Source organism: Rhodococcus sp. IEGM 1354 (assembly GCF_030056855.1).
In the GTDB taxonomy this organism is placed as follows: domain Bacteria; phylum Actinomycetota; class Actinomycetes; order Mycobacteriales; family Mycobacteriaceae; genus Rhodococcoides.
Map to the genome: position 1 here is coordinate 41,758 of NZ_JASHKT010000008.1, position 12,173 is coordinate 53,930.

Below are 12,173 nucleotides of genomic sequence, written 5' to 3' on the forward strand. Positions count from 1 at the left end.
CCACCCCCCCTTCGGGATGAATGGCCCATTCACGCGCTCAGACGTTGTGAATGGGCCATTCATTCGTTCGGGGGCAACAACTTTCGAGCTCCGGTAGCCCTGAACCGTCCGCGGTCTACAGTTCGCCCCCCGGGTTGGGATTGCACGCCCGCGACGGATCAATGTGACTTTCACGCGCTCAGACGTACTGAATGGCCCATTCATCCCGTCTGGGGCGGCACCAGAACGCTGAGAAACGCCGAACAGCTTGCACTTTGGCGTCGCCCGGGCAGCTGGACGACGGAGATGGTCCTGTGGATCGTCGGCTCGATCGGCAGGTAGACCAGGTTCGCGAACGACATCATCGGCACCACCAGTTCCGGGACGACGGTGACGCCCAGTCCCGCGGCGGTCAGTCCCGCCACTGCCGCGACGTTGTGCGCCTGAACCGATGGTCCGACGTCCACTCCTGCGTTGTCCAGCGCCAGTTTCACGTGCGAGGCGATACTCGATTCGGGGCCGAAAGCGATGAAGGGCTCGTCGGCGAGGTCGGTCCACGACATGTTTTTACGTTGTGCAAGAGCGTGATCCGGCGGTAGCGCACAGACGAACGCATCCGCGCTGACTGTCGTGCGCATCAAATCGTTCGCTCGCCCCGATGCTGCCACTACTGCGAAATCCACGGAACCGTCGCGGACGGAGGCCACCACGTCGTCGCGTAGACCGTCCTTGATGTGCACCGAGACGTCGGGGTGGCTGCGGCGGAACTCCACGATGTATGGGGGCAAGAAGATTGCCGCGATCGACGGCAGGCATGCGATCGTCACGGTTCCGCGGTCACCCGAGACGAACCGTCCGATCTGCTCCAGGCCGTCGTCGAACTCGAGTAATACCCGACGGGCATAGGCCGTTACTTCGTGTCCGTCGCCGGTGAGGTCGACACTGCGGGTGGTGCGCACGAACAGTCGCACGCCCAGACGGCGCTCGGCTTCGGCGACGGTGCGGCTCAGGTTCGGTTGGGAGACCTGAAGCCAGGTCGCCGCCGCGGTGAAGCTCGCGTGATCGGCGAGTGCGACGACGGCGCGTAGATGGGCAATGCCCAGGTTTATGCCCATGATGCATGAATCTATACCCAACTGATGTTGGACTGTGTAAGTGATCTGCACAACACTCGTCGTATTCGATGAAGGAGATCACATGCTGTCACTGCTCGGCTTCGGGACGATTGCCATCATCCTGCTGCTGTTGTTCACCCAACGCGTCGCGGCGATCGTCGCGCTCGCGGGTGTCCCGCTTGCTGCGGCGTTCCTGGCCGGTAACTCGCCATCCGAGGTGGCAGGGTTCGTCAAGGACGGGCTCGGTGGCGTTGTCGGCGTCGCAGCCATGTTCCTGTTCGCGATCGTCTTTTTCGGGATCATGCGCGACGCAGGTCTGTTCGATCCCCTCATCGCGCGCATCGTGAAGTGGGCAGGCAGCGCACCGCCGACTGTCGCCGTGGCTACGACGGCTCTCGCCCTGGTCGCTCATCTCGACGGCGCAGGCGCGGTGACGTTCCTCATCGCCGTTCCCGCGATGCTCCCGATCTACGAGCGCCTCGGCATGAGTCGGCTGGTGTTGGCCACCTGTGTCGGACTCGGTGCTGGCGTTATGAACATCGTTCCTTGGGGCGGCCCGACGGCGCGAGCGGCAGCAACATTGGGCGTCGACGCCAACGAGCTGTGGGTGCCACTGATTCCCGCGCAGATCGCCGGAGTGGTGTTCGCGTTGGCCATCGCCTACTACCTCGGACGCCGCGAGCGGACACGGTTGGCGAAGGTCGCAGCAGGTGATGTCAAGGCAGAGGTGGCGGAGTCGACGGCTCGCGTCGGGCAGCGAATCTCCGTACCCGCTACCGGCGGAACCGACGAGCCGGCCTCGGCCGGCTCGGGCGGTGACGAGACCCCGGAAGAGCCCGACAGGCCTGACGAGCCCAGCTTGCTACGTCCGAAGCTGTTCTGGGTCAACGTCGTTCTCGTCGTCGCGACACTTGCCGCACTGATCGCGGCCGTCGCGCCTCCGGAGACCTGCTTCATCATCGCGACCATCGTTGCGCTCCTGATCAATTACCCGGGCATGAAGGCGCAGTCCGCGCGGATCGAGGCGCATGCCGTCGGCGCGATGCTGATGGTGGGCACGCTGCTCGCCGCCGGTGTTTTGCTCGGTGTGCTCGACGGTAGCGGCATGATCGAATCGATGGCCGTCAGCGCCGCCAACGTGATTCCGGACTGGATGGCACCAGCACTTCCGCTCATCGTCGGGGTGTTCGCGGTACCGATGAGTCTGATCTTCGGCCCGGACGCGTACTACTTCGGTGTGCTGCCGGTACTGATCGAGGTCGGCGACCAATTCGGCATCAGCGCAATCCATCTCGCTCAGGCATCGATCATCGGTGAGGAGACCGTCGGCTTCCCGATCAGTCCGATGACGGGCGCGTTCTACCTTCTCGTCGGATTGGCCAAGGTCGATATCGGCAGGCACATCCGGCATACCCTGGGGTGGGCGTGGCTCGTCAGCCTCGGCATGCTCGGAGTCGCTTTCGCGACGGGCGTCATCCCGGTGTGGGTCTCATGAGGGCCCGCGAAACTGTCCGATTGGGTGCCGGTGCGGGGTTTGCCGGCGATCGCATCGACCCCGCGCAGATCCTGGCCGAGCGAGGCGAGCTCGACTATCTCATCTTCGAGTGCCTCGGAGAGCGGACCGTTGCGACAGGGCAGGCCCGAAAATTGCTCGACCCCACGGCGGGCTACGACCCACTCTTGGGAGCGCGCATGCGCGCAGTACTCGGCGCGACGACGGAGCAGGGCATCACCGTCGTCACCAACTCCGGAGCCGCGAATCCTGTTGCGGCAGCCGCGGTCGTCGCGCAGGTGGCGGAGCAGGTGTGCTCGCGTTCGGTGCGCATCGCTGCTGTCACCGGCGACGACGTGCTCGACGCGGTACGTCGCATCGATCCGGTGGTGTGGGAGACCGGCCGCCCGCTGTCGGAGCATTCCGAGGAACTCGTATCGGCCAACGCCTATATCGGGGCCGATGCGGTACTGCCCGCACTCGACGTCGGTGCCGACGTGATCGTCACCGGCCGTCTTGCCGATCCGGCGCTGTATCTCGCGCCCCTGATGCACGAGTTCGGTTGGGCCGGGCAGGATTGGGAGACACTCGGCGCTGGGACGGCCGTCGGACATCTACTCGAATGCGCGGGCCAACTGACCGGTGGCTACTTCGCCGATCCGGTCACCAAGCCGGTGCAGGGTCTGGCAAATCTGGGCTTCCCGTTCGGGGACGTACGTGCCGACGGCACAGCCGAATTCGGCAAGGTCGACGGCACCGGCGGGGAGTTGTCTCGGCGAACGTGCGCCGAGCAGTTGCTCTACGAGGTAGGTGATCCAGCCAGATACTTGACGCCGGACGTGACCGCCGATTTCACCGGAGTCGACTTCGAGACGCTCGGACCCGATCGGGTAGCGGTGTCCGGAGCGACGGGCAGCACGCGGCCCGAGGAGCTGAAAGTGACACTCGGATTCCGCGGCGGTTGGCTCGGTGAGGGGCAGATCAGCTACGCCGGGCCACGCGCTCTGCAACGCGCGCAGCTCGCCGGAGAGATTGTGCAGCAACGACTGTGGGAGGTACACGGCATTCCGACGGGGAACGTCGGCATCGAGTACATCGGGGCGGGTGCTGCATTCCGCGGACTTGCGTCGATGACCGATGTCCGCGAAGTGCGACTGCGTGTGACCGCAAAGGTGCCCGACGCCGAAGCCGCTGCACTGGTGGGATGGGAAGTCGAAAGCCTCTATACCAACGGCCCGGCCGGCGGCGGTGGTGCACGACGCAGCAGCACCGAGGTTCTTGCCATCAGATCGTGTTTGATACCACGTGCACAGGTGTCGACCGCCGTGCACATCACGGAGGTGACGGTATGAGGACTGTCGACGATCTCGCCAACGTGCGAACCGGGGACAAGGGCGACACCCTCATTCTCGCTGTCTTCCCACGAACCGACGAAGGCTACGAGCTGTTGTCCCGTGAATTGACTGTCGATGCCGTTGCCACACACTTTGCACCGCTCGTCACCGGAGACGTGCGCCGCACTGAAATGCCGTTGGTCTCCGGGTTGGTGTTCGAGTTGCCCGGCGTACTCGGCGGGGGAGTGACGGGTAGCCCTGTTCTCGACGGACACGGCAAGTGCCTGAGCTACCACCTGCTCAGTATGCCTGTGCCCGAATCTCTTTGACCCTGCTTCCCGACTCTCGCGGCCCAGCCGCCCGATGGATGGAGATCGACATCCGTATCACCCGCATACCCCTGGCCCTGACTCTTGCTGTAGTGCTCCTTGGACAGGCAGCCGGTACTGCTGCGGCGGCACCCCGCGAAATACCGACAGACCCGTTCTTCGCCTATGGGCGGGCGGCCGAATACACGGTCACCTCGGAGCGCATGGATGTTCCGATGCGCGACGGTGCCACGCTGGCGTGTGACGTGAACCGACCCGGTGATGACGGCAACGTCCCAGTCGCAGAGAAGTTCCCGACCATTGTCTACGACTTCAACGCTTACGACGGCCTCGACCAGTTGGCAGTGGACTCGGCGTATCTGGTCGAACGTGGTTACAACATTTTGTTGTGCAACGTCCGGGGATCCGGAGATTCTCCAGGCGTACTGGATCCGTTCGGACTGCAGGAACAGCAGGACAACTACGATCTCGTCGAATGGGCTGCGGCACAGCCATGGTCGACGGACAAGGTCGGACAATCCGGTGTCAGCTATGGCGGTCACACGTCGATGCTCGCAGCGGCCAACAACCCACCGCACCTGGCTGCGGTCATCCCGGTCGATGCATTCAGTGACTGGTACGAGAACACCATCTACCGCGGCGGAATTCGATCCGACACCATCCGTACGTGGCAAGCGAGCACAGCTCCGGCCACCGAGGGTCCGTACGACGAGCATCCGCTGTACGACGAGTACTGGATCGACCGCAGCGTCAAGGCGAAATGGCAGAACATTGATGTCCCCATGTTGCAGGTCGGGGGATGGTACGACCGCTACCGAGATCCAATGATGCAGAACTACTCCGCACATCCGGATCTGACGTGGGTCGTTGCCGGGCCGTGGAAACACGGGATGCCGGCGGGCCAGAGGGCCGATATCGGTACCGGGGCGTACCTGGCATGGTGGGACAGGTGGCTCCGTGAGGACGGCTCCGCACCTCTGCCTGAGCAGCGGATCAATTCCTACGAGATCTCCTCGGAGCCCGTCGAGCGTGGCTGGCAGGAATTCGGCCAGTGGCCGCCCGCCGAATCCACCGAGCTGACGCTGGCGATGGGAACCGATGGTGGTCTGAGTCCGGTGTCGACCGAGCAGGGCAGTCGCGCATACACGGTGCCGACGGACCACACCGACGCTGCCGAAGCCGCGGTGGTCTTTTCGACCACTCCGCTACCCGCTGATGTGGTGATCGCAGGGTCCCCGACGGCGAAGGTCTCCGCGACCTTCACCGCGTCCGACGGCAACCTCGCTGTCATTGTCGACGACGTCGCGCCGGACGGCACCGTGGAGCGAATCACTCAGGGCTGGCTCAAGGCAAGCCATCGCAAAGGATCCACTGCGCGCGAGCCCGTAATACCCGGGCAGGAGTACGAAATGGACGTACGGGCGTGGCCGACACACTTCCGGTTGCCGGCCGGACATCGGCTGCAGGTCCAGGTTCGTAGTGACGACTACCCCGACATCACCGATGACGCCCCTGCGGGAGATGTCACCGTCCGCACTGGCTTCGGAGGTTCATCCCTGACTGTGCCGGTGCTCCCCACCGCGGCAGTGCGCTGACCGGTAATCACCAAGCCTATTGTGGTTCAACGCTCAGCCGGAGGGTTCGTCAGTGGACGGGAAATGAGTAAGGACAAGATGGCGTCGGTTCTCAGCGAGGGGGGACGGCACTGATGAGTGCTATGGGGAGGGTGGTCGAGCAGGCTTTGATTTTTGTTCCCACTATCGAGGCTTTCGTCGATGGAAGTTGCACCGCCGATGACTTCGAGGAGGCATACTCGAGGCTCGTAAAGCGGACGCCGGGGATTCTTGAAAGGGAAGTGTCCGAAATCGTCAACGGCCTGTTCGGCGATGTGGACGCTTACGTCGCTGAGGACAGGTTGCGTGGCAATGACGATCTGGACGCAGGGCAATTGCTTACATGTGCGACCGGAGCGTTGGAGCAACTCCGTCAGTTGAGTCGAGATGGATAGTGTCGATCTCGCGTTGATCCGCGTTCACAAGTCAGCGATGCGCTCTGACATGCGAATCCTGGGGAGGTGAGCAATGGCGGAGCATCAGAGATCGGTCGAAGCAATGCTGGGCCAATACAGAGAACTGATCGAGAAATTTGTGAAACAAGAAATTTCGGCGGATGAATTCGAGACAGAATATCTTCACACCTTCACCAAGGATAATTTTCAGGTTCAGGGGAATGAGTTCGTGCTTCTCGAGAAGCTGTTTTTCGATGTAGACAGTTACGTTTCGGATCCGGTGCTGCGCGATAGCCCGGACGATCTGTCGGGCGAACAGCTCAGAGGCCGTGCGGCGGCGACTTTTTCGAAACTGTTCGGGCTCGAGTGAGACGGCTCTTGGACGCTTGGCGCGCGCTGCCTTGTCAATCCCGTTGGTGAATAGCAGCCAGTGGAAGGGACCGGTGTGAATAGGCGAATCATTCGTTCAGGGCGACCTGTGCGCTGGGAAGCGCTGGGAGCTCGACCGGAAACAGTTGGAAGCTTCCGCTCATTCCTTTCAATTCGACTTCACGGGGCAGGCCTAGGGGCAGATCGGCGGCCGTGCTGATGGCATTGCGCACCGGTTCGCTGATCAAAATCTCACCTCCCTCGGCCTGTCCCGCAACCCGTGCCGCCATGGCCACGTTGAGGCCGAACAGGTCGTCTCCTCGGCGCACCGAGCTGCCGACGTGCACGCCCATACGCACCCGGATGCGGTCCCACCGATCGGGATTGTTCAGTAGTGCTTCTTGCACTTTCACCCCGCAGCGCACGGCCTCGGCCGGGTCGGAGAAGGCGATCATGTAACCGTCGCCCTGGCTCTTGACCACGTGGCCGCCGTGGTCGTCGACGTGTTTGCGGATCAGCTTGTTGTGCTTCTCGAGCAGTTTCACCCAGCCGCGATCGCCCAGTTCCTCGTTGCGTGCGGTGGACCCCTCGATATCGGAGAACATGACCACAATGTCGCCGTCGGCCGTCATGCGCGCCAGATCGGGGCGTTCCACCTTGGCCCAACCCGCGAGGTCTTCGACGGAGTTGCGGACAGTTGCGCCGAATCCCTTGTTGATGAGTAGGTCCGTGGTGTGGAAGGCGGTTCTGATCGCAAAGGGCACCAGGCCGCGTCGCTTACGGCGGTGCTGCGATTCGAGAGCGCGGTCGAGTGCTCGGCGCGTGTGCTTCAACTTTCGGCGCGAGACGATCACGACAACACCGAGCGCGATGATGGCGGCGAGCTCGACTCCGGCAACTATCCACAGGATCACGTTGCTCATCCTCGCCTGTCGGCGGTGTCCGTGGTTGCACAACCGACCGCGAACTGCTTCCGATAGGCCGTCGGCGTGACGGCGAACGCCGAGTGGAAGTTCTGACGCAGGGTGACGGCGCTGCCGAATCCGCACGAGGCAGCGATGGTCTCGATGCTGTGGCCGGTCGTTTCGAGTTGGCTGCGGGCGGCGTCGAGCCGCTGGTCGAGTACCCAGCGCGCGGGCGTGGTTCCCGTCGCATACTGAAATTGCCGAATGAAGCTACGCCGGCTCATACGTGCCCGCTCGGCGAGCCGCTCGATCGGTAGTGGCTCGGACAGTCGTTCCAGCGCCCAACTCTGGACGTCGGCGATCGCGGAGTCCTCCGACGCCTCGATGACCGGCCGTTCGATGTATTGCGCCTGACCGCCGTCGCGATGGGGTGCGACGACGAGGCTGCGTGCCACCCGCGTAGCCGCTGCCGCGCCGAGGTGTTTGCGGACGATGTGCAGGCAGGAATCTATCGACGATGCCGTGCCCGCGGAGGTCATGACGTCGCCGTGGTCGATGTAGAGCACGGACTCGTCGAGGCCTAGTTGCGAATTGCGGTCGCGCAGTTCGGTCATCTTGGACCAATGGGTGACGGCAGGGCGTCCCGCGAGCAGTCCGGTGTCGGCGACGGCAAACGACCCCAGACACAGTCCTGCGATCTGGGCTCCCCGTCTGTGGGCACCTCGAAGAGCGGTGGACAGGTGAGCGCCGATGTGTGGCAACGACTCCGGCCACGACGTCACGATCACGATGTCGGCCCAATCGGCGATGTCGGGGCCCTCGATCTCGCCGACGGGAAAGCCCTCCTCGGTGCGGATCGACCCTGGCCTGTCGGACCACACCCGCGTCTCCCAGTCGGGGGCCAGCCCGAGGCGCGTCACCTCGCCGAACACCATCAACGGTGCGGCGAGGTGGAACATGGTGATGCCGTCGAACACGTACAGAGCGACGCGCATATATCTCCGATCGACGAATTGGCGCAATTTCATCGAAAGTATGCATCCGTGCCACTCGCGAACGCAAGGTCGGTGCCGAAGTATGGGTATCGACCGAGTACGCCACTTGAAGGAGAACGTTCATGACCGCACCGCGTAGAGCCCTCATCGTCATCGATGTACAGCAGGAGTACTTCGAGGGAGTGCTGAAGATCCAGTACCCGCCTCGCGACGAGTCGTTGGCCAACATCGTTCGTACCATCGAAGCGGCTGTGGCGCAGGATGTTCCGGTGGCCATCGTGCAGCACGAGATGCCCGAAGGCTCGCCTGCTTTCGTCAAGGGAACCCCGACGTACGAGCTTCATCCCGACATTCAGGCCGTCGTGCAGCCGTCCTTCGAGCGAGTCGAGAAGCAGTACAGCAGCGTCTTCGCTGGCACCGACGTGGCGAAGTGGTTGCAGGGCAACAATGTCGACACCGTCACGATCGTCGGATACATGACCAACAACTGCGATCTCGCCACCAGCGCCGACGCGGAAGCACTGGACCTGACCGTCGAGATTCTGTCCGACGCCACCGGCGCGATCAACCTCTCGAACGAGGCGGGGACGGTCTCAGCCGAACAACTCCACAAGGCGCTGATGGTGCTTTACCAGTCCAATTTCGCAGCGGTGGCGACGACCGACCAGTGGATCGACGCGGTCAAGAACGGAAACGGCCTCACGGCAAACAATCTGGTGGTCTCGGCTGCGCAGGGCAACGACGCGGTCGGTACCGCCTGAGCCCACGACAGGCGGTCTGACTTCTATCAGGTCGGGTGTCCGTCGTCAGTCGATTATCTTCGCCGCCCGGGCTGCACGTATCCAATCCGGGAATTCGCTGAGGATTCGTTCGTACAGTTCGGCGTCGGAGACTTTGTCGATGTCGTCGAGCGCGAAGAACCCGGCGTTGTCGATGAGCCGGCCTTCCATGGTGTCCAGCTTTTCGAGAACGCCGTAGTTCGCTTTGCCGACACCGATGAACTGCCAAAAGATGGGCGCGCTCGACGCCGTCCGCATGAAGCTCGCGATCGGCCCGCGTTTGGTGAAGCCACCGTCGGTGAAGAACAGCACCAACGTGGGCTGGCGCGAGGCCACCGTGGACAGGATCTGATTCATGATCGGCAGTTCGTCGTTGGTGCCGCCGATCGACGAGTAGTCGATTCCGCCATGGTGGCCGTACAGGTGGAGGTAGGTGTCGGCCCAGGAATCGGTGCCTGCGACGGTGATGACTGGCAGCTGCGCGTACCACGAGCCGTAGAGGTAGGGTTCGAGCTCGCCGTTGTCGTCGAGCTGGGTCGCAACCGGAACCATTCGTTCGACGACTCTGTGCACTACGCGCGTCGAGTACTGCTTGCTCATGCTGCCGGTTTTGTCGATGACAAGAATGATCCGAGCCCGCAGTCCCACGGCATTTTTCGTCAGCAACACCTTGTGTACATGTTTCTTGCGGAGATCGAGCTTCTCGCGTTTGACCATCGAGAGCTTTTCCTCGCCCGCTGCGGAACGCACTGTCGGGGTATCGGTGTCCTCGACGTCGACCCCGTGTTCGCGGACGAGATCGGCAAAGCCCGCGTCCCAGCCGGCGCTCACATTGCGCACCTTCCAGTCGCCGCCGCGGCGATAAATTTCGACCAGGACTGCTGCAGTTTCCGTCGTCAAACCCGATGCTGGACTGACGATGTCGCTCGACCTGACGGTCATTCCGGCGCGAGTCGACAGTGCGCTGTCCGACGCAACCGCGACGACGATGGCGTCGACGGCGGTAGGCACGAGACGCAGGTCGATGCTCAACGAACGCGTCGATGACAGCCGAACCGCGCCCTCGGGCGACGATGGTTGGTTGAAGAACACGAAATCGTCGTCGTTGCGCACTTTTCGACCCGTGTTCACCTGGAACGCAAGTAAGTCGAGACCGTTGGCATCGTCGACGGTGACCTCGAACGCTCGTGCCTCGATCAGGGCATTGCCGCCTCGTACCAGGGTCGTCATAGTGTCCTTTCGGTGTCGCTGGAACACATGAGGCCAGAGTAGTGGCGGCACGAAATGGTTCACGAGCTGGTGCGAGAGCCACCGCCTGAATGGATGACCGACCGGCGTCGCCGGCGAGTGGGAGATCCCAACGAGCTGCCATCCACACCAGGTGGGTTGGTAATTGTCCCTGCGCAGGGCAACGACGCGGTGGCGTAGTTCGTCATTAGGATTGCAAGTGTGACGGCACGGGCGATAACGGACCAGACGCTCGGCGCATGGGTGATCAAGTGCAATCCGCACAAGACCGACCTTGCACCGATGGTCGAAGCTGCACGTGCGGAAGAGAATTGGTGCGTCGCGAACAACTATCGAACTCGTCTGATGGCACCTGGGCAGCCTGTGTTGTTCTGGGTCAGCAGCCACCCGCGACGCGGGATCTGGGGTGCGGGTCGATTGACCGGCACCCCGGTCCCCGGCCCGCAGTGGAAGGTCTCGACGGACATCGCGCTGTTCGATGAGCCGATCCTCGCGTCGGATCTGCAGGCCGTTGCGGAACTGTCGATGCTCGAGGTGTTCCGGTCGCCGCAGCAGTCCAACCCCTCATGGGTCAACGCGTCCGCATGGGCAGTGATCCGACAGATGCTGCCTCTCGAATGATGTGATGGCGCTATGACACCGGAGGACGAACCGACACTGCACGGAATGCTCGATGTCGGGGACGGGCAACGGATCTACTGGGAGCAATGGGGTCCGTCCGACGGCGTCCCGGCGGTCTACTTGCACGGCGGACCGGGCGGGACCCTGAACTCCAGTCAGTTTCGTCGCCACTTCGACCTGTCCCGTGTTCGCGCAATCGGATTCGAGCAGCGCGGGTGCGGACGGTCGATCCCGCACGCGTCGGATCCTTCGACGTCGTTGGCTACCAACACCACTGCGCATCTGATCGCCGATATCGAAGCGCTGCGTGTTCACCTCGGCGTCGAGGCGTGGATCGTCAACGGCGCGTCCTGGGGATCCACCCTCGCTCTTGCCTATGCTCTCGCGCATCCGACAAGGGTTCTCGGCATGGTGCTCGTTGCTGTCACGACGACAGGTAGGGCTGAGGTCGACTGGATTACGGAGGGGGTCCGCGCGGTCTTCCCGGAGGCGTGGGATCGGTTCGCCGCATTTGCCGAGCAGGCCGGAGTCGGCTATCGACGCGGTGAGGGCCGCATAGTCGACGCGTACGACCGCCTGTTCAATTCGACCGATTTACAGTTGCGAGACAGCGCATCTCGGGAATGGGCGCTGTGGGAGGACGTCCACATCTCGATCGGTACCGATGGCGTGCGGCGCAATCCGCGATGGGACGACGACCGGTTCCGGCTGGCCTTCGTGCGGCTGGCCGCGCACTACTGGTCGCACGACGGGTTCTGCGATCCACCCTTGCTCGATCGTGCCGACGGTCTGCGAGATGTTCCGGGCGTCCTGATCCATGGCCGAAAGGATGTTTCCGGACCGGCTGTCACGCCGTGGCATCTACACCGACGTTGGCCCGGGTCGACACTCGTCATCGATGAGGGCGACGGGCATGGGGGACTGTCCATGGCGGCGCGCTGGGACGCTGCGAACGAAGAATTGACCGACCGGGCCCTGCAGAGGCCGAATGGTGCATGA

At 63.1% G+C, this 12,173-nt stretch carries 13 protein-coding genes; 9 read left to right on the forward strand and 4 right to left on the reverse strand.

What is annotated here, in order from left to right; genetic code table 11:
• Positions 1-200: 200 nt before the first annotated feature.
• Entirely contained in the window at positions 201-1,094 is an 894-nt protein-coding gene (locus QM588_RS18095; RefSeq protein WP_222062991.1) for a LysR family transcriptional regulator, read from the reverse strand.
• 82 nt (positions 1,095-1,176) lie between these two features.
• Between QM588_RS18095 and QM588_RS18100 the strand changes: the two genes are divergently transcribed.
• The 6 genes from QM588_RS18100 (at position 1,177) to QM588_RS18125 (ending at position 6,627) form a co-directional block, all read left to right on the forward strand.
• Positions 1,177-2,589, forward strand: coding sequence for a CitMHS family transporter (locus QM588_RS18100; RefSeq protein ID WP_222062990.1), 1,413 nt, complete (start codon positions 1,177-1,179; stop codon positions 2,587-2,589).
• Positions 2,586-3,938 carry an acyclic terpene utilization AtuA family protein gene (locus tag QM588_RS18105; RefSeq protein ID WP_283315365.1) on the forward strand — a complete coding sequence of 451 codons (1,353 nt, stop codon included), beginning with the start codon at positions 2,586-2,588 and terminating at the stop codon, positions 3,936-3,938. The genes QM588_RS18100 and QM588_RS18105 overlap by 4 nt, the downstream gene beginning before the upstream one ends.
• On the forward strand, positions 3,935-4,249 hold the full coding sequence (locus QM588_RS18110; RefSeq protein ID WP_283315368.1) for an AtuA-related protein: 315 nt from the start codon (positions 3,935-3,937) through the stop codon (positions 4,247-4,249). The genes QM588_RS18105 and QM588_RS18110 overlap by 4 nt, the downstream gene beginning before the upstream one ends.
• A 92-nt stretch (positions 4,250-4,341) precedes the next feature.
• Positions 4,342-5,844, forward strand: coding sequence for a CocE/NonD family hydrolase (locus QM588_RS18115; protein WP_283315370.1), 1,503 nt, complete (start codon positions 4,342-4,344; stop codon positions 5,842-5,844).
• Positions 5,845-5,957: 113 nt separating this feature from the next.
• A complete protein-coding gene (locus QM588_RS18120) occupies positions 5,958-6,257 on the forward strand; it encodes a colicin immunity domain-containing protein (protein ID WP_283315373.1) in 300 nt (99 codons plus the stop codon).
• A 73-nt stretch (positions 6,258-6,330) separates the two neighbouring features.
• Positions 6,331-6,627, forward strand: coding sequence for a colicin immunity domain-containing protein (locus QM588_RS18125; protein WP_080735808.1), 297 nt, complete (start codon positions 6,331-6,333; stop codon positions 6,625-6,627).
• A gap of 88 nt (positions 6,628-6,715) precedes the next feature.
• Here the strand turns inward: QM588_RS18125 and QM588_RS18130 are convergent, their stop codons facing one another.
• Both QM588_RS18130 and QM588_RS18135 read right to left on the reverse strand, forming a co-directional pair.
• A complete protein-coding gene (locus QM588_RS18130) occupies positions 6,716-7,549 on the reverse strand; it encodes an adenylate/guanylate cyclase domain-containing protein (protein WP_283315377.1) in 834 nt (277 codons plus the stop codon).
• The gene (locus tag QM588_RS18135) at positions 7,546-8,526 is read right to left on the reverse strand and encodes a GlxA family transcriptional regulator (RefSeq protein WP_283315583.1); all 981 of its coding nucleotides are present in this window, start codon (positions 8,524-8,526) and stop codon (positions 7,546-7,548) included. Before QM588_RS18135 ends, QM588_RS18130 begins: the two co-directional genes overlap by 4 nt.
• Before the next feature lie 122 nt (positions 8,527-8,648).
• Between QM588_RS18135 and QM588_RS18140 the strand changes: the two genes are divergently transcribed.
• A complete protein-coding gene (locus QM588_RS18140; protein WP_219520007.1) occupies positions 8,649-9,287 on the forward strand; it encodes an isochorismatase family protein in 639 nt (212 codons plus the stop codon).
• Between the two features lie 45 nt (positions 9,288-9,332).
• Here the strand turns inward: QM588_RS18140 and QM588_RS18145 are convergent, their stop codons facing one another.
• A complete protein-coding gene (locus tag QM588_RS18145) occupies positions 9,333-10,535 on the reverse strand; it encodes a vWA domain-containing protein (protein WP_283315381.1) in 1,203 nt (400 codons plus the stop codon).
• A 219-nt stretch (positions 10,536-10,754) separates the two neighbouring features.
• Between QM588_RS18145 and QM588_RS18150 the strand changes: the two genes are divergently transcribed.
• Both QM588_RS18150 and QM588_RS18155 read left to right on the forward strand, forming a co-directional pair.
• A complete protein-coding gene (locus QM588_RS18150) occupies positions 10,755-11,174 on the forward strand; it encodes an EVE domain-containing protein (RefSeq protein ID WP_283315384.1) in 420 nt (139 codons plus the stop codon).
• A gap of 12 nt (positions 11,175-11,186) precedes the next feature.
• Positions 11,187-12,173, forward strand: a complete 987-nt coding sequence (locus tag QM588_RS18155) for an alpha/beta fold hydrolase (RefSeq protein ID WP_283315385.1) — start codon at positions 11,187-11,189, stop codon at positions 12,171-12,173.